At 67.0% G+C, this 21,286-nt stretch carries 16 protein-coding genes; 14 read left to right on the forward strand and 2 right to left on the reverse strand.

Annotated elements, in window-relative coordinates; translation table 11 throughout:
* Positions 1-9 precede the first annotated feature (9 nt).
* The 7 genes from ABZX86_RS00640 to ABZX86_RS00670 all read left to right on the forward strand — a co-directional run bounded on the left by ABZX86_RS00640 (position 10) and on the right by ABZX86_RS00670 (position 10,211).
* On the forward strand, positions 10-1,398 hold the full coding sequence (locus ABZX86_RS00640; RefSeq protein ID WP_355118634.1) for an allophanate hydrolase: 1,389 nt from the start codon (positions 10-12) through the stop codon (positions 1,396-1,398).
* Positions 1,395-2,108 (forward strand): cysteine hydrolase, encoded by a 714-nt coding sequence (locus ABZX86_RS00645; RefSeq protein ID WP_355118636.1) that lies wholly within the window; start codon positions 1,395-1,397, stop codon positions 2,106-2,108. Before ABZX86_RS00640 ends, ABZX86_RS00645 begins: the two co-directional genes overlap by 4 nt.
* 15 nt (positions 2,109-2,123) lie before the next feature.
* On the forward strand, positions 2,124-3,731 hold the full coding sequence (locus tag ABZX86_RS00650; protein WP_355118638.1) for a regulator: 1,608 nt from the start codon (positions 2,124-2,126) through the stop codon (positions 3,729-3,731).
* Between the two features lie 65 nt (positions 3,732-3,796).
* Entirely contained in the window at positions 3,797-5,401 is a 1,605-nt protein-coding gene (locus ABZX86_RS00655; protein WP_355118640.1) for an AIM24 family protein, read from the forward strand.
* Positions 5,402-5,609: 208 nt separating this feature from the next.
* Positions 5,610-7,571, forward strand: coding sequence for a molybdopterin oxidoreductase family protein (locus ABZX86_RS00660; protein WP_355118642.1), 1,962 nt, complete (start codon positions 5,610-5,612; stop codon positions 7,569-7,571).
* A gap of 169 nt (positions 7,572-7,740) precedes the next feature.
* Complete coding sequence (locus ABZX86_RS00665; protein WP_355118644.1) at positions 7,741-8,754, forward strand: LysR family transcriptional regulator; 1,014 nt, start codon at positions 7,741-7,743, stop codon at positions 8,752-8,754.
* Positions 8,755-8,966: 212 nt separating this feature from the next.
* Positions 8,967-10,211 (forward strand): MFS transporter, encoded by a 1,245-nt coding sequence (locus ABZX86_RS00670; RefSeq protein ID WP_355118646.1) that lies wholly within the window; start codon positions 8,967-8,969, stop codon positions 10,209-10,211.
* 17 nt (positions 10,212-10,228) lie between these two features.
* Here the strand turns inward: ABZX86_RS00670 and ABZX86_RS00675 are convergent, their stop codons facing one another.
* A complete protein-coding gene (locus ABZX86_RS00675; RefSeq protein ID WP_355118648.1) occupies positions 10,229-11,014 on the reverse strand; it encodes a LuxR C-terminal-related transcriptional regulator in 786 nt (261 codons plus the stop codon).
* A gap of 107 nt (positions 11,015-11,121) precedes the next feature.
* Here ABZX86_RS00675 and ABZX86_RS00680 point away from each other — a divergent pair, with 107 nt between their 5' ends.
* The 6 genes from ABZX86_RS00680 to ABZX86_RS00705 all read left to right on the forward strand — a co-directional run bounded on the left by ABZX86_RS00680 (position 11,122) and on the right by ABZX86_RS00705 (position 19,133).
* Positions 11,122-11,967: an SDR family NAD(P)-dependent oxidoreductase gene (locus ABZX86_RS00680; RefSeq protein WP_355118649.1), complete on the forward strand. Its 846-nt coding sequence runs from the start codon at positions 11,122-11,124 to the stop codon at positions 11,965-11,967.
* Positions 11,968-12,458: 491 nt separating this feature from the next.
* Complete coding sequence (locus ABZX86_RS00685) at positions 12,459-14,117, forward strand: acyl-CoA synthetase (RefSeq protein WP_355118651.1); 1,659 nt, start codon at positions 12,459-12,461, stop codon at positions 14,115-14,117.
* Between the two features lie 281 nt (positions 14,118-14,398).
* Complete coding sequence (locus ABZX86_RS00690) at positions 14,399-16,060, forward strand: acyl-CoA synthetase (protein ID WP_355118653.1); 1,662 nt, start codon at positions 14,399-14,401, stop codon at positions 16,058-16,060.
* Positions 16,061-16,128: 68 nt separating this feature from the next.
* Positions 16,129-16,704: a hypothetical protein gene (locus ABZX86_RS00695; protein ID WP_355118655.1), complete on the forward strand. Its 576-nt coding sequence runs from the start codon at positions 16,129-16,131 to the stop codon at positions 16,702-16,704.
* A gap of 216 nt (positions 16,705-16,920) precedes the next feature.
* On the forward strand, positions 16,921-18,291 hold the full coding sequence (locus ABZX86_RS00700) for a PepSY-associated TM helix domain-containing protein (RefSeq protein WP_355118657.1): 1,371 nt from the start codon (positions 16,921-16,923) through the stop codon (positions 18,289-18,291).
* 137 nt (positions 18,292-18,428) lie between these two features.
* Positions 18,429-19,133: a hypothetical protein gene (locus tag ABZX86_RS00705; protein ID WP_355118659.1), complete on the forward strand. Its 705-nt coding sequence runs from the start codon at positions 18,429-18,431 to the stop codon at positions 19,131-19,133.
* Positions 19,134-19,218: 85 nt separating this feature from the next.
* Here the strand turns inward: ABZX86_RS00705 and ABZX86_RS00710 are convergent, their stop codons facing one another.
* The gene (locus tag ABZX86_RS00710; protein ID WP_355118661.1) at positions 19,219-19,839 is read right to left on the reverse strand and encodes a TetR/AcrR family transcriptional regulator; all 621 of its coding nucleotides are present in this window, start codon (positions 19,837-19,839) and stop codon (positions 19,219-19,221) included.
* A gap of 138 nt (positions 19,840-19,977) precedes the next feature.
* Between ABZX86_RS00710 and ABZX86_RS00715 the strand changes: the two genes are divergently transcribed.
* Complete coding sequence (locus ABZX86_RS00715; protein ID WP_355118663.1) at positions 19,978-21,264, forward strand: oxygenase MpaB family protein; 1,287 nt, start codon at positions 19,978-19,980, stop codon at positions 21,262-21,264.
* Positions 21,265-21,286 lie beyond the last annotated feature (22 nt).

Here is a 21,286-nt window from a genome sequence, read left to right on the forward strand (position 1 = left end):
AATCGACAGATGCTGAACCCAGGGCCCACGGTCGCGGAGATTCTCGCATCACACGAAAGTGGTAGCGGCTCACCGGCGCACACTGCGGCGCGGGTCGCCGATGCCATTGCGGCGCGCGGGGACGACGGCACCTGGATCACCCCGGTGCCGCGCGAACAACTGCTGGCGGCCGCGGCGGAGATCGAGCGGCGGCCGGGCGCGCGCATGCTGCCGCTCTACGGCGTCCCGTTCGGGGTGAAGGACAGTATCGATGTGGCGGGGTGGCCGACCACCCTCGCCTGCCCGGACTTCGCCTATGTCGCAACGGAAACCGCGCCCGCGGTGCAGCGCCTGCTGGACGCGGGCGCGCTCTTCGCCGGCAAGACGAATCTCGATCAGTTCGCGACCGGACTGAACGGAACCCGCACGCCGTACCCGGTGCCGCGGAGTGTGTTCGGCGGCGATCTGATCTCCGGCGGATCCAGCTCCGGATCGGCGAAGGCGGTGGCGCTCGGCGAGGTGCCGTTCTGCGTCGCCACCGATACCGCCGGCTCGGGCCGAGTTCCGGCCGCGCTCAACGGAATTGTCGGCTGGAAGCCCTCGCGCGGCTTGATCAGCACGGTCGGCCTGGTGCCGGCGTGCAAATCGCTGGACTGCCTGACGCTGATGGCCACCACGGTCGAGGATCTGGACCGGGTATTCGAGGTGATCGCGGGCGTGGATCCCGGCGATCCCTGGAGCCGCGCGCGCGGTTCCCACTTCGCGGGCGGGCGCCTGCGGGTGGGCCTGCCCGCCGAGCCGGAGCTGGATTTCTTCGGCGACGAGATCTTCCACGCCGCGCATCTAGGCGTGCGGGACCGACTGGCCCGACTCGGATTCGACTGTGTGCCAACCACACTCCGGCCGTTCCTGGATGCCGGCGAGCTGCTGTACCAGGGCCCCTGGGTCGCCGAACGCCTGGTGGAGTTCGAAACCTTCCTGGCCGAGCATCCCGATTCCATACTGCCGGTGATCCGGGAGATCCTCACCGGCGGTTTCCGATTCACCGCGGTCGATGTGTTCCGCGCGCAGCAGCGACTACAGGAGCTCAAGGCCGTGGTGGCGCGTATGTGGGCCGACTTCGACGTGATGGTGGTTCCGACCATAGGCACCACGTTCACGGTCGCGCAGGTGCAGGCCGATCCCATTCGGACGAACACCGTGCTGGGGCACTACACCCACTTCGGAAACCTGCTGGACCTCACCGCGATTGCGGTGCCCGTGGGCACCACCTCGGACGGACGCCCGCTCTCGGCCATGGTCTTCGGACCCGCGCTGGCCGATGACACGGTACTGGCGGCGGCCGCCCGAATCCTCGACGAGCCGCGCCAGCAGGTGGCGCATTCGGATATCCGGCTCGCACAGAAAGATCGAAGATGACGGCAGTTCAACATATTCCGGCGCAACCGACAGAATTCTCCTTCGACCCGGGCACCACCGCACTGGTCGTCATCGATATGCAGCGGGACTTCCTCCTACCGGGCGGCTTCGGCGAAAGCCTCGGCAATGACGTCGCGCAGCTGCGCAAGGTGATCGAACCCCTGGCACATCTCATGGCCGCGGCCCGCGCGGCCGGGCTGCCGGTGATCCACACCCGTGAAGGACACCTCCCCGACCTCTCCGACTGCCCGCCGGCAAAGCTCTTGCGGGGCAGCCCTTCTCAGCGCATCGGCGATCCCGGCAAGTACGGGCGCCTGCTGGTGCGCGGCGAGTACGGGCACGACATCATCGACGAACTCGCGCCACTGCCCGGTGAGGTGGTGATCGACAAACCCGGCAAGGGCGCGTTCTACGCCACCGAGCTGGCCCAGGTGCTGGCGCAGAAATCGATCGCCTCACTGCTGGTCACGGGCGTCACCACCGAGGTGTGCGTGCACACCACGGTGCGTGAGGCCAATGACCGCGGCTATGAATGCCTCGTCGTATCCGATTGTGTCGGTTCCTATTTCCCGGAATTCCAGCGCGTCGGACTGGAGATGATCGCGGCCCAGGGCGGCATCTTCGGCTGGGTCGCCGATTCCCCGGCGGTCATCGACGCACTGGCGGCCGCTCCCCCGATCACCCGCGCTCCCGCGCACACCCCGGTTTAGCGAACAGGAAATCCGATGTCCGTCGATACCAAGCTCCCCGACGAAACCAGTTCCGCCGCACCACTTTCGCTGCCGTGGTGGACGCGCGGCGATACCAATGCCTTCTTCGGTCTCGCGTTCAATATCCTCGTCAACGTCCTGACCCTCACCACGCTGTCCATCGCGGTAGTCAAAATTCCGAGCAGCGATGTACTCGGCACCGTCCTGCCCGCGCTCGGCGTCGCCCTGGTGCTGGGCAATCTGTACTACATGCTGCTGGCCCGGCGCCTGGCGCGCCGCGAAGGCCGGGACACGGTGACGGCGCTGCCGTACGGGCCCAGTGTGCCGCACATGTTCATCGTGGTGTTCGTGGTCATGCTGCCGATCTATCTGAAGACCAATGATCCGATGCGCGCCTGGTCGGCAGGTCTGGCCTGGGCGTTCATGATCGGTGTCATTGTCATGATCGGCGCGTTCGTGGGCCCGTTCATTCGGAAGATCACACCGCGCGCCGCCATGCTCGGCACCCTCGCGGGTATCTCCATCACCTTCATCGCCATGCGCCCGGCCGGGCAGATGTGGGAGGCCGCGTGGATCGGGCTGCCGGTGCTCGCCATCATCCTGATCGGCTTCTTCACCGATGTGAAACTGCCGGGCAATGTGCCGATCGGCCTGATGGCACTGCTGGTGGGCACGGCGATCGGCTGGATCGGCGGCTATATGTCGGTGCCGGATGTGTCCAAGGCCGTGCACGATATCGCGCTGGGGCTGCCGGATCTGCGCCTGCACCTGCTGTTCGACGGACTCAGCCATCTCGGCCCGCTGCTCGCCACCGCAATACCGCTGGGCGTCTACAACTTCACCGAAGCCATGAGCAATGTGGAGAGCGCCGCCGCCGCGGGTGACAATTACAACCTGCGGAGCGTGCTGCTGGCCGATGGTTTCGGCGCCATCATCGGCTCCGGATTCGGCTCGCCGTTCCCGCCGGCCGTGTATATCGGCCACCCCGGCTGGAAGGATGCGGGCGGGCGCACCGGTTACTCGCTGGCCAGCGGTGCGGTCATCGGATTGATGTGCCTGCTGGGGCTTTTCGGGGTGCTCGCCACGATTCTGCCCATTCCGGCCATTGTGCCGATCCTGCTGTATATCGGATTGCTCATCGGCGCGCAGGCCTTCCAGGCGGTGCCGCGCCTGCACGCGGTCGCCGTGGTCGCGGCGATTCTGCCGAATCTGGCGCAGTGGGCCGTCGGCCAGATCGACAATGCGCTGAGCGCGGCGGGCACCACCGCCGACAAGGTCGGCATGGGCGCGCTCGACCAGGCCGGTGTCGTGTACAGCGGTCTGCGCACCTTCGGCGACGGCGCGGTGCTGGCGGGTCTCGTCCTCGGCACCATGGTGACGTTCATTCTCGAAAAGCGTTTCCGCGCAGCGGCCGTGGCCTCCGCCGCAGGTGCGGCGCTCGCCTTCATCGGCCTCATCCACGCCCCCGAGGTGGGCTGGGCGGCCGCACCGAAGGTCGCGCTGGGGTACCTGCTCTTCGGCGCGGTCTGTCTCGCCTGGTCCTTCGTGCCGAAGTCCGCACCCACACCGCCTGCGGAGCCGGAACCGGAGCTGTCGAGTGAATCCGAGGCAAGCCCGGTCTAGCGCAGCCGCCGCCGGCGCGGCAGACTCGAGGACGTGAATCTGATGTCAGTGGGGGGCGGGCTGTCGTGAGTACGCTTGCCCGGGGCGAGAATCGGCCGGCGCCCGCGCAACGATTGACGGTGACGGTCACCAGCTCGGCGTCGGTGGATGTCTCGGCGCTGCTGCTGGGGGCCGACGGGCGGGTGCGCTCGGACGCCGACTTCGTCTTCTTCAATCAGCCCGTCGCGCCCGGAGTCACCTATGTGCACGGGCGCGGCGCGGGCGATGTGGTCGATGTCCAGACCGGTGCGCTGCCCCGCGATGTGGACAAGGTGGTCGTGACCGCGAGCCTGGACGGCAGCGGTCCGCCCACTTTCGCCGGTGTCGGCACGCTGACGGCGACCATCGGATCCGATTCGGGCGCACTGACTTTCCCGATGAGCGGGTTGAGCACCGAGACCGCCGTGGTGTGCGTGGAGATCTACCGGCGCGGCGACGGCTGGAAGGTCCGCGCCGTCGGCCAGGGCTACGACGATGGGCTGGCCGGAATCGCCTCCGCGTTCGGCGTGAATATCGACGACGAACCCGAGGAACCGGCCGCAAGCGTGCCGCCACCGCTCGCCCCGAATTCGGCTCCGGCGTTCGCGCCGCCGCCTGGGCAGGCTGCCGCACCAGGCCAATACGCGCCGCCGCCCGGCCAAGCTCCACCGCAGCCCGGCCAATACGCGCCCCCTCCGCCGCAACCCGGGCAGCCGGGCCAATATGCCCCTCCCCCTGGGCAGTACGCCCCGCCGCCGGGGTCCGTCCCGCCGCCCGGCCAATTCGCGCCGCCGCCCGGAGCGCCAGGACAGGTCAATCCCGCAGCGCAGCAGCAGTATTCGCAGCCCCCGTCGTATTCGCCGCCCGCGTACTCCGCGCCGGCCGCCCCCGCATTCCCGCAAGGAGTCCAGCCCATGCAGAGTGAACTGTTCGATCCTGTTCATGCCGAGGTCAATGGCGTCGGGATTCAGAAGCAGGGCGGCAAGATGATCAAGGTCGCCGTCAATGGCGAGGTGCTGGCGCGGGCCGGGTCGATGGTCGCCTACCAGGGTGATCTGCAGTTCAAGGCGCTCGGTTCCGGCGGCATCGGACGGGCCATCCAGCAGCGGCTGACCGGTGAGGGCGTGCCGCTGATGAAGGTCACCGGGCGCGGAGATCTGTTCCTGGCCAATGGCGCGGCCGATGTGCACACCGTCGATCTGGACGGCACCGACGGTCTCACCATCAACGGCGCGAATGTGCTCGCCTTCGACCCGTCGCTGACCTACAACATCAAAATGGTCCAGGGCGCAGCCGGTTTCGCAAGCAATGCCGGACTCTTCAACTGCGTTTTCACCGGCCGCGGCCGCATTGCCATCACCACGCACGGCTCACCCGTCGTCCTGAATGTCGACCAGCCCACCTACGCCGACCCGCAGGCCGCCGTGGCCTGGTCCTCCAGCCTGCAGACCGGCATCAAACGCAATGACTCCTTCGGCTTCAGCCGCCTCATCGGCCGCAGCACCGGCGAGGGCCTGACCCTCTCCTTCTCCGGCCGCGGCTTCGTCATCGTGCAGCCTTCGGAGCAGCCCCCCGGCGGCTTCATCGGCGGTAGCGGCGGCGGCCAGGAAGCCGGCCAGAGTCCGGGTCTGCTCGGCGGCCTGCTCGGCTGATCCGAGGGGTCAAATCTCCTGGGCGGTCTGCACGGCTGACCGGAGAGGCTCGGCGCGCGCTTGGGCAGCCTGCGCGGTTGACCCGAGCCCGCGCGGTTGATCCGAGAGTTCGGCAACGGCATCCGGCCGCGGCGCGCACCGCGTGGGCCCGGCCACCATGTGCCGCTCGGCGCTGCTGCCGGGCGAGGGCGCGGCTTACGATCAAGGCATGAAGGTGCTCGGTGCGTGCCCGCTGGATTGCCCGGACGGCTGCTCCTGGGTGGTGGACGTCGAGGACGGCGTCGCGGTGGGACTGCGGGGGAACAAGGCGCATCCGATTACGCGCGGGGCGCTCTGCGTGAAGGTGAATCGGTACCTCGAGCAGCTGAAATCCGATGAACGGATCATGCATCCGATGCGGCGGGTGGGTAAGAAGGGCGAGGGGCGGTTCGAGCGGATCAGCTGGGACGAGGCGCTCACGGAGATCGCCGCGCGGCTGACCGGGATCACCGAGGAGTTCGGCGGCGAGGCGATCTGGCCGTTCCACGGGACCGGGAGCCTGGGGTACATCCAGGGGCTGGAGGGGTTCTCCGGGCGGCGGTTCTTCAATGCGCTCGGGGCGTCGCTGCACGATCCGACGATCTGCTCGATAGCGGGCACCGTGGGTCTGAAGTACACGCTGGGCACCTCGGGCGGGATGGATCCGGAGGACTTCACCGAGTCGAAATTGATTCTGCTGTGGGGAACGAATCCGCTGACCTCGGGCCATCACGGATGGAAGTTCATCCAGGACAGTGATGCGTACACCGTCGCCATCGATCCGGTGCGGACGCGTACCGCCGAGCGATGCGATGAGCATCTCGCGCCCCTGCCCGGTACGGATGCGGCGCTGGCGCTCGGACTCATGCACATCATCGTGTCGATGGGTGCGCAGGATGACGAATTCATTGCCGAACACACCGAGGGCTGGGACAAATTCCGTGATCGCATAGCGGAATTCACGCCGGAGCGGGTCGCCGAGATCACCGGCCTGCCGGTCGATCGCATCGTGGCGCTGGGCGAACGCATTGCCCGCACCCGGCCCACCGCCATCCGCGCCTCACAGGGTATGCAGCGGCACGCCGGCGGCGGTATGGCCCTGCGCGCCCTGGCCTGCCTGCCCGGAATCACCGGCGATTGGGCGATTCCCGGTGGCGGACTGCACTATTCGACGAGCGGGCACTTCGATCTGAATCTGCCCGAGTTGATGCGATTCGACCTGCTGCCCCATCCGGTGCGCACGCTGTCCATGACCCGGCTCGGCGAGGCCCTACTGGAGGTGGACGACCCGCCGGTCAAGGCGCTTTTCGTAATCGCCGCCAATCCGGTCGGGTCCAATCCGGAGCAGCGCAAGGTGATTCGAGGACTGGAACGCGAGGATCTGTTCACCGTTGTCCTGGAACACTTCCCGACCGATACCGTCGACTACGCGGATATCGTCCTGCCCGCCACCATGCAGCCCGAACACCTCGATGTACTCGCCGCCTACGGCAACCTCTACCTGGTCTGGAACGAACCGGCGGTGCCGCCGCCGGGCGAATGCCTCTCCACCACAGAGACTTTTCGCCGCCTGGCGCAGCAGATGGGCCTGACCGAGCCCGCACTCTACGACTCCGATGAGGAATTGGCGCGCCAGCTGCTGAAGGGCCACGACCTCGACCGCCTGCGCACCGAGGGATTCCTCAAGGTCGCCCCCCGCCCCGTCCCCGCCGGCAAACTGCAATTCGTCTCCCCCCGAGCCGAAATGGCAGGCCACGACCCGCTCCCCGCCTACACCCCACCCGCCGACCCCGGCGACGGCCTGGTCCTGATTTCCGCCGCCTCCCACTACTTCCTCAACACCACCTTCGCGAACAACCCCGAATTGCTCCGCCGCGCAGGAGATCCCACCATCACCCTGCACCCCGACGACGCCGCCACCCGCGGCATCACCGACGGCACCCCCGTCACCGTCTCCAACCCCCGCGGCTCCTTCGAAGCCATCGCCGAACTCTCCGACCGCGTCCGCCCCGGCGTAGCCGCCACCCCCAAGGGCCGCTGGGCCAAACTCTCCGGCGGCGCCACCGTCAATGCCACCATCCCCGAACGCGATTCCGACTTCGGCGGCGGCGCCGTCTTCCACGACAACCGCGTACAAATCACCCCCCGCTGACACCCTGCCCCGAACTGGGCCGAACAGCCCCACTCCACACCACACAGCACTGACAAAGCCTGCGCCACTGGGCACACCCGATCCTATCGAGAACGGTCGCGGCCTGGCGCTGACCACCAGAAGGCCCCTCGCATCACAACCATCAGTTGGACACGGCTACGTTCGATAGATGGATACCGAAGCGGTGCGGTCGTTCGTCCGCGCAGCCGAACTGGGACAGCTGCAGCACGCGGCCGATGAGCTCGGCGTGACACAGCAGGCCGTGTCGAAGCGGATCGCCGCACTCGAGCGCGAACTCGAGGTCCGATTGTTCACCCGCACCGCTCGCGGGGTCGAGCTGACACTCGACGGCCAAGCCTTCCTCCCGCACGCCCGGAGCATCGTCACCGGGGTCGATCGCGCCGTCGCCGCGATCAAGCCGGGCTCGCGGGCGCTTCGGATCGACGTTCTCGGCCTGCGCTCCGCACAGGCCGTTGTGCTGCACGATTATTGGCGGTCGCATCCCGATACCGACCTCGATGTGGTCACCCTCCGGGTCAACGACCCGCGCGCGGTGGTCGCCGCCATTCAGGCCGGCGATATCGACGCCTCGTTCCGCACGATCACCGATCCGGCCGCGCTGCCTCGCGAGGTCCGCATGATCCACGCGTTCGACTCCGCGCTGGAACTCCTCGTCGGACCGAGGCATCCACTCGCCGCCGCACGCACATTGACACCGTCCCAGCTGCGCAAACATCGGATCTGGGTGCCCGGCATCGCGCCGCGAAGTGAATGGGCGGAGTTCTACGATCAACTCACCACCGACTTCGGCCTGCGGGTCGACGCCGCGGGCCCGCACTTCGGTAACGAGGTACTGCTCGATATCCTCGCGGAATCCGACGACGTGGCAACCCTCGTAGGTGCGCGCGACCGCTACATCTGGCCGACGAACCACGACCTGCGGCGTATTCCGATCGTGAATCCGACCCTCGCGTACCCGCTCTCACTGATCTTCCTCAGCACGAATCCACACCCGGGACTCCGGGCAGTCATCAACCACTGCGCGAGCCTGACCCCGCTGCCCGGGACGGTATGGCTCCCCTCCTGGCCGAGGACACCGCATCACACCGACGGCGACCCTGGCACAGTCAGTCGGCCGGAACAGAGCCTCGCCAGCGGCACAGTGACACCGGGCCATCTGTGATCCAACTGCGCACAACAACTTCGGCACCGACGTCACAGTAGGACTCGCCGACATGCTCGAATTGCTCAACCCCCGGCTCGCCGACGACACACCGATCGATATCAGCGATACAACTAGTCGTTGTGCACCGCAACAGATCTGTTGTTTGATTCCAGGCTCCCGGCACGCTTTGATCGCTAGGTCCAATGCGAGGTTCGGGCGAGAGGCGGGATATGGCGGGGACACGGTCGCTGGGGCGGCAGTTCGAATTGCTGTGGGGCGCTTATGCGGTCAGCACGCTGGGGACCTGGTTCGCCTTCGACGCGTTCTCCTTGATCGCGATCATCGTGCTGCATACCGGACCGACCGAGGTGTCCGTGCTGGCTGCTGCCGGGCTGGCGGTGGGCGCGCTGGTGGCGATACCGCTGGGGCCGTGGGTGGAGTTCCGGCGGAAGCGGCCGGTGATGATCGCCATGGATTTGGTGCGGTTCGCGGCGGTACTGAGCATTCCGGTGGCCTTCGCGCTCGGCTGGTTGACCTATGCGCAGCTGCTGGTGGTGGCGATCGCGGTCGCCGCGTCCGATATCGCTTTCAAGGCGGCGTCCGGCGCGTATCTGAAATCGCTGGTGCCGCAGGAGGATCTGCTCATCGCCAGCAGCCGGTTCGAGGCGACGACGTGGACCGTCACCATGCTCGCGCCGCCGCTGGGCGGACTGGCGATCGGGATGTTCGGGCCGATGACGACCGTGCTGACCAATGGGGTCAGTTTTGTGTTGTCCGCCTTGGGCATTCGCGCAATCGGCGGTTCCGAGGCGCATCCGTCCGGTGGCACCGCGCCGCGGCTGCGCCTCACCGATCTGGCCGAGGGCTGGCGCTATATCCTGGCCCACCCCACCCTGCGGCCGCTCTTCTTCAATTCGATTCTGGTCGGCGGCCTGATCATGGCGACCGCACCGCTCATGGCCGTCCTCATGCTCGGGCAGCTCGGCTTCACGCCGTTCCAATACGGACTCGCCTTCGGCGCACCCTGCCTCGGCGGTCTGCTCGGCGCGCGGCTGGCGCGGCGGTTCGTCACCCGTTTCGGGCAGCGGCGGGTCCTGCTGGTCGGCGGCACCCTGCGTGCGTGCTGGTCCGTCGGATTGGCCTTTGTCCATTCGGGCACAACCGGACTCGTGCTCGTCATGGCGATCCAGTTCGGCCTGGTCGCCTGCATGGGCGTGTTCAATCCGGTGTACGTGGCCTACCGCATGGAACAGACCGAGAGCGACAGGATGGCGCGCACCCTCGCGGCGTGGTCGATCACCAGCAGCGCGACCATCGCGGCGCTGACCGCCCTGTGCGGGGTGCTCGCGGCCGTCATCGGCGCGCGCGAGACCGTCCTGCTCGCCGGAGTACTGATGCTGGCCACTCCCCTACTGCTCCCCCGCCGCATGCCCGTCGCAACCCCCGCGATCGAGCAGCCGGTGCCGCAGAACTGATCAGGCGGCAGAACCGATCAGGCCGCGGCGAACCGGACCGCGAGCTGAGTGCGGCTGGCGCACGAGGTTTCCGCCAGCACCCGGGTCAGATGCTTCTTGACGGTGTCGACGCCGATGAAGAGCCGCTCGGCGATCTGACGATTGGTGAGACCCTGCGCGGCGAGGTCGGCGACTTCCCATTCCCGTGGTGTCAGTTGCCAATTCGCATGTGCGGCACGCCGGTCGCGATCGCGTTCGAGCTGCTCGATCACCAGCGGCGCGAGATGTCTGCGCAGCGCGTGCAGGACCGCCAGATCACGATCGGGGACCCGAGCAGCGTCGACCACCGCCATGCCGACGAACAGCAGTCCGGCGGAACCACCGTCCACCACCATGACAGCCTTGTCATTGATACCGGTGCGCCGCAGAAACTCCGAGACGAACGGGGAATCGGGTTCGATATCGTCGAGTCGCGCCACCCCCCGGGCCAGGATGATCTCCGCGGCCCGCGGGCTGCGCAGCGGATCCCGGTCCATCCAGCGCGCGTTGTACTCCGCCATGAACTCCGGCGTATACCCACTCTGCACCCCGCAGCCTTCGAGCATGGCCGCGGCGAGTGTATTGCCGTGCAGCACTGCAACTCCGGTGAATCCGAACCAGTTCTGCAGTGCGTGCAGCAGCCGCTCTCGGAACTCGGGCAGATCGACCGCGTGATCCACCGACTCCAGGACGCCGATGAGACGCCGGTGGTCCTCCGCCGACAGCGCTTCTCCCTCTGGCAGCGCACGTGGGCTGCGCCGCGGGTTGGTCAGTGCGTCTGTCACAGCTCCAACTATTCCACCTTTGGGGAATACCGGGTCGGATGCGCACCCGGCATTCTTGTTATCGGCCCCGGGCACACCGCCCGGGCACAGCAGAAGAAGGATCGACCATGAGTGCAGAGAACGCCCCGCGCCGCTGGCTGATCACCGGAGCCAACAGCGGTTTCGGTGCGGCCTTCACGCAGGCCGTGCTCGATGCCGGTGACGAGGTGATCGCCGCCGTGCGACGGCCGGAGTCCATGGCGGAAGTTGTTGCCGCGCACCCGGATCGGGTGCAGGTTGTCACCCTGGACGTGCGCGATGCGGCCGCCGCCGAACGCGCGGTGAAGGAGGCCGGACGGATCGATGTGCTGGTCAACAATGCCGGGTACGGAATTGTGGGCGCCATCGAGGAGGTCAGCGAGTCGGACCTGCGCGATGCCATGGAGGTCATGTTCTACGGCCCGCTGCGCCTGACCCAGCTGGTGCTGCCGCAGCTGCGCGAGCGCCGGGCCGGCGCGATCGTCCAGGTCACCAGCATGGGCGGCTTCCTGTCCTTCCCCGGCGTCGGCATGTACAGCGCCGCCAAGGGTGCGCTGGAATTGGCCAGTGAGGCCCTGGCCGCCGAGGTGGCGCCGCTCGGAATCCAGGTGCTGATCGTCGAACCCGGTAACTTCCGCACCGGCTTCGCCAACCCGGCCGCACTGCGTATCAGCACCGGTCTCGCGGACTACGCCGAGACGGTCGGCGCGGTGCGGGACGGTCTGCCCGCCTCCGATCAGCAGCAGGAGGGTGATCCCGCCAAGGCCGCCGCCGCGGTCATAGCGACTGTCGGCCAGGCGAATCCGCCCCTGCGGCTGGCACTGGGCCCGGATGCGGTGGCAGCGATTCGCGGCAAGCTCGCCGCGGTCGCCGCGGATCTGGATGCCACCGCGCACCTCGGTCTCAGCACCGGCGTGGACACCGCCGCGAATTGAACGACAACGGCCCGCCGGTGACTACCGGCGGGCCGCTGCTGTCCAGGTCTGCTCAGGCAGCGCTACCGCTGAGCGCGGACAGGAAAGTGCTGAAGATCTGGGCGACGACGGCGAGCAACTCCACGGGAATACCTCATCAGGCTGGAAAGTGGGACACCGCAGCCTCATCGACCCGGGTGTACGGCACATGGCCGGAAGGTGAAGACCTTCTGATTACGCGCTACCGCTGAGCAGGTGCGTGAAAGACAGGAGCAACTGGGGAAGAACAGCGAGCAAGGACACGGGACACCTCATCACGGTTGGAAATGCAGACACCGCAGCCTCATCGATCCGGATGTACGGCGTATGACCCGGATGTAAAGACTGCATACAACCGGCAACTGACCGTTCTGACCGAATTTGTGTAACAGCCATCACACCCCGCTGCTACCGTGACGCCTACCCGCCCCAGTTCGGGTGGTGGGCCGCACGTTCTTTCGGAGGTGGCTGGCATGGCCTCGGTTCTCTATTCGGCGCAGCAGCGTGTAGCACACACCCTCGAGGCCGTCAGGGCTCTGAAATCATTGCGGGACAAGGGCATCACCGATCCTCGCAAACCGATGGAGACGCTGCGCACCGCCCGCGAATCACAGGTGTTCGGACCGCCCGCCACCGCCGTCCGCCATGCCGCGCGGGTCTGGCCCGAGCGCCCGGCGCTGGCGGATGAGCGCGGTGAGATGACCTACCGGGAGCTCGACGAGGCCTCCAATGCGGTGGCCCGCGGCCTGCAGCGGCTGGGCGTCAGCCCGGGCACCGTGATCGGCCTGCTCGCCCGCGATCATCGCGGCCTGCTGCTGTCCATGGTGGCGGCCGGCAAGCTCGGCGCCCGCGTGGCGCTGATGAACACCGGCTTCGCCAAACCGCAGTTCGCGCAGGTGTGTGAGCGCGAGAACGTGAAGGTCGTGCTGCACGACAGCGAATTCCTCGGACTGCTCGACGCGCTGCCCGCCGATCTGCCCCGCGTGCTCAGCTGGGTGGACGAGGGCACGCAATTGCCGGACGGCGCAACAACTCTCGACGCGCTGATCGCCGCCAATGCGAAGGCGCCGCTGCCGACGCCGAAGAAGCCGGGCGGCGTTGTCATTCTCACCAGTGGAACCACCGGCCTGCCCAAGGGCGCGCCGCGCGACAAGACCTCACCGCTGGCCACCGTGCAGGTGGTCGACCGCATCGACTTCCCGAGCCAGGGCACCATGGTCATCGTCTCGCCCATCTTCCACAGCACGGGTCTCGCGACCTGGCTGGTGGGCACCGGACTCGGCAACAAGGTGGTGCTCGCGCGGCGCTTCGACGCCGAGCGGACGCTGCGCCTGATCGCCGACCATCAGGCCGACATGCTGGTGGCGGTGCCGACCATGCTGCACCGCATGGTGGAACTGGATCCGGCCGTTCGCGACAAGTACGAGATCTCATCGCTGAAGGCGATCGTGGTCGCGGGGTCGGCGCTCTCACCCGAGCTGAGCGTGCGTACCGCCGAAGTGTTCGGCCCCGTCCTCTACAACCTGTACGGCTCCACCGAATGCGCGGTCGCGACGGTGGCGCGGCCGGAGGATCTGGCCATCGCACCGGGCACCGCGGGCCGCTCCCCCACCACGTGTGAGGTGGTGCTTTTCGACGAGGACGGCATGCGGATCCGCGCCAAGAACGTCACCGGGCGCATCTTCATCCGCTCCGGATCGCCGTTCAAGGGTTACACCGACGGGCGGCACAAGCAGATCATCGACGGCTATATGTCCAGCGGCGATGTCGGCCACTTCGATGATCGCGGACTGCTTTTCGTCGACGGCCGTGATGACGACATGATCGTCTCCGGCGGTGAGAACGTCTTCCCGCAGGAGGTCGAGAACCTCTTGCTGGAGCGCCCCGACATCTTCGACGCGGCGGTGGTCGGCGTCCCGGATGTCGAGTTCGGAAAACGCTTGCGCGCCTTCGTCGTTCCCGAACCCGGCGAGAAGCCCGATCCGGACGAGATCAAGGCCTACGTCAAAAACAATCTCGCCCGCTACAAGGTCCCCCGCGACGTCATCTTCCTCGACGACCTCCCCCGCAATGCCACCGGCAAACTCCTCCGCCGCGTCCTCGTGGAATACGAAGCGCCGGCCAACCCCTGACCGCGCTCGCCGGGCGGCGGACTCCTGCCCGAAACCCCACCTCTCGCCCCCGCTCCGCCTGTGCGGAGCGGGGGCGTTCTGGTGTGCGGACAGTCCGCAGCGACACGAGGGCAATCGTGTTGTCCCCACCACGACCTGGGCAGTTTATGCGATACCGCCGGTACCAGAGACCTCGGCCACACCCGCGTGTTACTGCTTGGTAGGGTTGGGTTTGCACTGGATCTCGAGGTTGCGGTCCGATCGCCGCTCGTCACGGCAGGGGATCGCGGAAGGTTGTACCCATGTCATTAGCCCTTCCGTCGGCAGGCACGGTTTTTCGCAAGGCTGGTGATACGGCGCTCAGCGTCAACGCCATGTTGCGAGGGGGACTTTTCAATCCGCTGCGACCCGATCAAGCGGTGCGCTCAGCGATCAATGTGCTGAAGTTCGGCCCGTTCGCGGGCGCGGTCGTGCATGCGGCCAATACCAATCCGAAGTCCTCCGCCATTGTCGATGAGCGCGGCGAGATGACCTTCGAGCAGCTCGATCAGCAGTCCTCCGCCTTCGCGCGCGGTCTCGCGGCGCAGGGCCTGGGCCCGGGCGATGTGATCGGCGTACTGGCCCGCGACCACCGCGGCATGGTGCTCGCCCTCGTGGCCGCCGGCAAGCTCGGCGTGCGCGCGGTGCTGATGAACACCGGTTTCGCCAAGCCGCAGTTCACCGATGTGGCGGCGCGCGAGAAGGTCAAGGCGGTGCTGCACGACAGCGAGTTCTTCGACCTCATGAGCGCCATTCCGGCCGAGATCCCGCGCATCCTCACCTGGGTGGACGAGAAGGACGATGCCGACCCGTCGATCCCGACCATCGAGTCGGTCTCGGTCGGGCAGTCCACCGCATCCCTGACTCCGCCGGAGAAGCCGGGCGGCATGGTGATTCTGACCAGCGGTACCACCGGCACCCCGAAGGGCGCGCCCCGCGATAAGGTCAGCCCCTTCATCACCGCGCAGTTCCTGGATCGAATCCCGTTGCCGCGCAACAGCACCGTGGTCATGGCCGCGCCGATCTTCCACGCCACCGGCCTGTCCCAGTTCACGCTGTCGATCGCGCTGGGCAACCGAGTTGTGTTCCAGCAGCGCCGCTTCGATCCGGAGCAGACCCTCGCGAACATCCAGAAGTACCGGGCGCAGGGCCTGGTCGTGGTACCCACCATGCTGCAGCGCCTGCTCGATCTGCCCGCGGAGACCCTCGCCAAGTACCAGCCGAGCGAAACCCTGCGGGTGATCTTCGCCGCCGGCAGCGCCATTCCGCCGGACGTGGTGACCCGCACCCTCGACTACTTCGGCGACAGCCTCTACAACGTCTACGGCTCGACCGAGTGCGCGATCATGACCGTCGCCATCCCGTCCGAGCTGCGCAAGGCGCCGACCACCGCGGGCAAGGCCCCGGTCGGCATTCGCATCGCGCTCTACGACGAGAACCGCAAGCGCATTACCGCGCCGAACGTGACCGGCACGATCTTCATCGAGAACAGCCACTCGTTCAAGCAGTACACCGACGGCCGCACCAAGGAGTACGTGGACGGCCTGATGTCCAGTGGCGATGTCGGCCACTTCGACACCGACGGACTGCTGTTCATCGACGGCCGCGATGACGACATGATCATCTCCGGCGGCGAGAACGTCTTCCCGCAGGAGGTCGAGAACCTGCTCTCCAACCGGCACGACGTGCTGGAGGCCGCCGTGGTCGGCGTCGAGGACCGCGACTTCGGAAAGCGCCTGCGCGCCATCGTCGTTCCGGGCCCGGACTCCAAGCGCGATGTGCAGGAGATCAAGGATTACGTGAAGGAGAACCTGGCGCGCTACAAGGTGCCGCGCGAGGTCATCTTCCTCGATGAGCTGCCGCGCAATGCCACGGGCAAGCTGCTGCGCAAGCCGCTCATCGAAATGGCTGTTCCCACCGAGTAATTCCGCCGCATCGTTACGCGAGTGCGAGGCCGGAAAATCGGCGGCGCATTCTCGGTTATTATCAGCACGTGAGTTTCGAGTCCGGCCGGTCCACGGCGCATATACGCAGCGACGCTGCGTTATTGCGCGGTGGATCGGCCGGTTCGCTTTCCGGGGCGCTCGCGGTCGCGGTGCACGGCTGGGTTTCCGGGGCCGCACCGCTGGAGTCCAGCGCCCTGACGCTGCTGGTCGCGGCCTCCGCCGCCGTGGGTGCGCTGGTCGCCGGTATCGGCGCGCTGCGCACCACCTGGCTCGGGCTGGTGGTCGCCCTGATCGGCGGTCAGCTGCTCGGGCACTTCAGCATGATGTGGGGTTCGCCCGGTAGCGCCGGCCACCACCATCACCATGCGTCGATGTGGAGCCCGGCCATGCTGGCCGCGCACTTCACCGCGGCCTGTGTGGCCGCGGTGGTCATTCTGGGCGCGGAAGCCGCGTATCGCATCGCCGGCACTGTATTGGCCTGGGCCACGCCCGTTCTCATCACACTTCCGGTGCTCTCCGGACCACCGGCACTGCCGATCGCCCATCGCGATCGAGTCGTGCTGCGCATTCTCGCGGCCGACGCCTTCCGGACCCGTGGTCCACCCGCTTTCGTTCGAGTCTGATTTCTTCCCTTACCCAGCACGGACATGCGCGTCTGTGTGAGTTCGCCGTATTCGGCGTACCCGGGTTTTCCTCGAACATCAGAAAGACCGCCGGTGACTATCACTGAGAGCGGTGCCGCAGACGCGGCACCGCCTATTAATCCTGCCCGGAATTCGGAATCGCCCCCGACAAAGGAGTCGACAACTAAACGCAGTGCCGCCAATGCCTTTCAGGCCTTGCTGCTGCGACTGCATTTCTATGCCGGTGTATTCGTCGCACCGTTCATCCTCATTGCCGCGGTAACCGGTGCGCTCTATGCGGTGGCTCCCACCCTGGAGTCGTTCACCGACAGCCATCTGCTGCACACCGATTCGACCGGTCCGGCGAAACCGCTGTCGCAGCAGATCGCCGCGGGTACGGCCGCGCTGGGCCAGGATCTGCCGCTGATCGCGGTCGCTCCGGCACAGGGCACCGGCGAGACCACCCGGATCATCTTCAGCGATCCGACGCTGGGTGATTCGCAGCGTCGCGCCGTATTCATCGATCCGGTCACCGCGCAGCCGCTCGGCGACAGTGTCGTGTACGGCAGTTCGGGCGCGCTGCCCACCCGCACCTGGATCGATGAGCTGCACCGGGATCTGCACCTCGGGGATTTCGGGCGCTACTACAGCGAGATCGCCGCATCGTGGTTGTGGCTGATCGCGCTGGCCGGTCTGGTGCTGTGGTTCCGGCGGGTGCGAGCCCGGCGGGAACGCCGTTCCGCGGGCTGGCTGGTGCGGCCGGATCGCTCGCGGCCCCGCGCCCGCACGCTGAATTGGCATGCGGTCGTGGGCATGTGGATCCTGCCGGTGCTGCTCCTGCTGTCGGTGACCGGTATGACCTGGTCGAAGTACGCCGGTGACCACGTCGACAAGCTGCGCTCGGAAATGAGCTGGACGACGCCCGCGGTCAGCGCGACGCTGCCCGGGTCCACCGGTCCGGCCATGCCCATGGGCGGCGAGCATGCCGATCACATGGGTGGCGGCATGACCGCCGCCGCACCGACGGCGAATAAGGCCGCCCTGGTCGACACCGTTTTCGCGGTGGCTCGCGCCAATGGTCTGGAAGGTCCGCTGGAGATCAGCATTCCGGCCGCGGACGGCACCGCCTTCGTCGCGAAGGAATTGCGCCGCCCGGGTGTGCTGACCACGGATTCGATTGCGGTGAACGGTAGTACGGGCGTGGTCACCGACACGCTGCGGTATTCGGACTGGCCGCTCATGGCGAAGCTGACCAACTGGGGCATCCAGTTCCATATGGGTCTGATGTTCGGACTGCTCAATCAGCTACTGCTGCTGGCGATCATGGTCGGTCTGCTCACCGTGGTGGTGCGCGGCTATCTCATGTGGTGGCGGCGCCGTCCGACCAAGGAGGCGGGCAAGGTGGCGCTGGGCCGCGCCCCGCGCCGCGGTGCACTGCGGCAGACGCCGCTGATCGTCCTGGTTCCCTTCGCGGTGGCAGCCGCGACAGTGGGCTGGTTCGCGCCCATGATCGGGATTCCGCTGCTCGGATTCCTGTTCGTGGATGTGCTGGCAGGGCTGGCAGCCCGCCGCCGCGCGACCGCCTAAAAGAGTCGAATTCCACTGCGCGACACGGCCTTCTGGCCGTGCCGCCAGTTCTTCACACCCTCTTGCCGGTCCCGGCGGTCGGGATCGGCTCACTCGTGCAGAACCTGACCTGCACTGACACAAGGATTCACCCCCTGATGAAGATCAACAAGGTCGCTGCTTCCGTCGTCTTCATGTCAAGCGCGCTTGGCATCACCGCTGGAACCGTGCAGGCGGCCCCCGCCGCCGACACCACTGCGATCAACTACGCCGCAACCACTTCCGAGACGAACACCGTCATCCGGACCGACGCGGGCTCCCTGGTCGTGGAAGACGACGTATTCAAGATCAAGGCGGCCAACGGCGCCACCATCGCCGGCACCGAATTGCACTTCCGCGTAGACGAATTCGTCTACCCGATCGCCGCCGAGATCCACGACCGCGTAGCGACGCTCACCCCCCAGTTCGATCCCGCCCACGCCGTCTACCAGCCGGTCGCCCTCCCCTTCGAGGACAAGGCCCCCTGGAAGAACGAGTACGAACGTGAACAGGCCGCCTGGAATCGCATGACCAGCACCACGGGTACCGGCGCCACCATAGGCACCCTGGTAGGCGGCATCGGCGGCGCCGCGATCGGCTGCGTCATCGGCGCGATCACACTCGCCACCATCACCGGAATCCTCACCGCCATGTTCGGCGCCCTGGGCGGCGCGGCAGTCGGCTGCATCGTCGGCATGAGCGTCGTCGGCTTCCTCGGCACCCTCGCCGGCCAGCTCCTGATCACCGCCCCGGTGGCGATTCTCGCTGCCGCACAGTACTTCACGACGATCAATCAGCCGTTCAACCCGGCCGTCGCCAAGTAGGCACCGGCAATACGACGTTCCCGCCCGGTCACCCCGGGCGGGAACTCCCCGTGTTGGATGCTCTACTGCCCCAGTCGGATTGCCGTCAGGGCCTGGTGAGTAGTTCGATGACGGCTTTGGCTTCCGCCGGGGTGGGGGTGGGCAGGGTGTCGCGGCCGTGGATGAGGCCGATGCCGAGGTAGACCATTGCGCCGGCGCGGATGCGGGCTTGCGCGGCGTCGAAGCCGAGATCGATCATGGTTTTGTTGACGATCTCCAGGATTCGGCGTTCGAGGGCGGTGACTGCGGCGGCCACCTTGGCGTCGCTGCGGGCCCATTCCCGGACGGACGCTTCGACGGCCCAGGTTCGGGCATCGACCAGGATGGCCGTCATATTCTCTATTCGGCTTTCGACCGGAATCGAATCGACGGCGCCGAGTGCGCGGATGGTCTCACTCTGCACGGCGCTCCAGCGATCGGCCATGGCTTCGCGAAGTTGGTCGATATCGTCGAAGTGCCAGTAGAAGCTGCCCTTGGTGACGCCGAGTTCCTCACAGAGCCGCGAGATTCGGAGGGCGCCGACGCCTTCACGAGCGAGCATTGCCAGCGCGCCGTCGACCCAGTCCTCGTAGGACAGTCGCGGTGCGCGCCCGCGGGTCGCCCGTTGGCTCTGCGCCTTCTTCGACCGCTGCCGATCGCGGCTGCCGCTGTCGTCGGTGAGCGTCACACAGCGATGGTAAGCCGCGCGCCGAGTCACCGAGCACGCCCCCATCGATTTACATTCTTCCGGGTACCGTTCTCCATACTTTTTGGTACGTTCGCCTGGTGGGTGCGCGATGAGGCCACCTGACGAGGAGGGCCGACCATGTCAGTGCAAGCATCGTCGCGGGAGCGTGGTGACGACGGGTCACCGGTGCGGACCCCGACCGCGTTCCGATACTGGGAAATGCTGCGCTCACCGAATGTCCGGCGGGCGCGGCGGATCGTCAAAACCCTCACCGGCGGTGAGCTTTTCCCGACCGACAGCCAGGCGCGGGCATTGTGCGAAGACCTGTTCTCGGGTGATCCGGTCGCCGAGCGGTTCGTCGAGGAGGTCATGCACGGCGAGATCGGCGCACAGCGGGGCCGGCAATTGCTCGAGGCGGCATTGACGGAGGGGATCGACTCGATTCCGGAGGCGCCGGAATCGATGCGGGCTCTGTTCGCGGAGTTCGAAACCGTCCCGGAGTGGGTTCGGCCCGAACTCGTCGAACAGGGCGCGGCGATCTGGCGGCGTTGGGGCACCATGCTTTTCAGCTTCGCCGGCGCTGAAACCCTGGAGATGTACACCGAAGCCGCAGTAGCGACCCCGCTCTCACTGGCCGGTGGTTATGCCGGGGACAGTGCGCTGCGCCGATTCCTGGAAACCTGCCGGTTCTGGATAGACGTATCGCGCCCCGAGGCACTGTTCACGCTCGGATCGAGCGGGCGCGCAACAGCATTGAAGGTCCGGGTCATGCATGTGTCGATCCGGGCGCGCGTCGCCGGGCATCCCGAATGGGATACCGGCACCTGGGGACTGCCCATCAGCCAGACCTATCAGATGCTCACGCTGCTGGGTGGCAGCGTCACTCCCGGGCTGGGACTGTGGGCCTTGGGATATCAGACCACGCCATCGGAAATCCGTGCGCTGCTGCACTTTCAGAAGTACCTCGGCTATCTCCTCGGCGTCCGGATGCAGTGGTATCCGGAATCGGTGATCGACTCCCTCCGGGTGCTGGCCATGACGATCATCTCGCGGTCCTACGACGCGGGCCGGCACGGCGCCGAACTCATCGAGTCCTACCCGCGCGCCTTCGCTCCCCGCGACGGCCACCGCGGACCTACCCGCCTGCGGGAGGTCTACAACTTCCGCATCAATTCCGTCTATGCCGCGATGTACATGGCGCCGCGCACCCGCAGCCGCTACAACATGCCGCCCGCATTCCCCTGGCTTCTCATCCCCCTCGCACGGTTCCCGCTGATCACCGCGATGGAGGTGGCTCGACGACTGTTCCCGCCGTTCGCGCGCGTCCACGAGGAACTCATGGTTCGCCATCGCGAGAACTGGTATCGAGCCCAAATGCAGGGCCGTGAAGCCGAATTCGATGCCAGCGGCGCACTGCGACGCTGACCGGTCCTGAGAACTGGAAGAG

It is taken from the genome of Nocardia sp. NPDC006630 (assembly GCF_040611495.1).
Taxonomy (GTDB): Bacteria; Actinomycetota; Actinomycetes; order Mycobacteriales; family Mycobacteriaceae; genus Nocardia.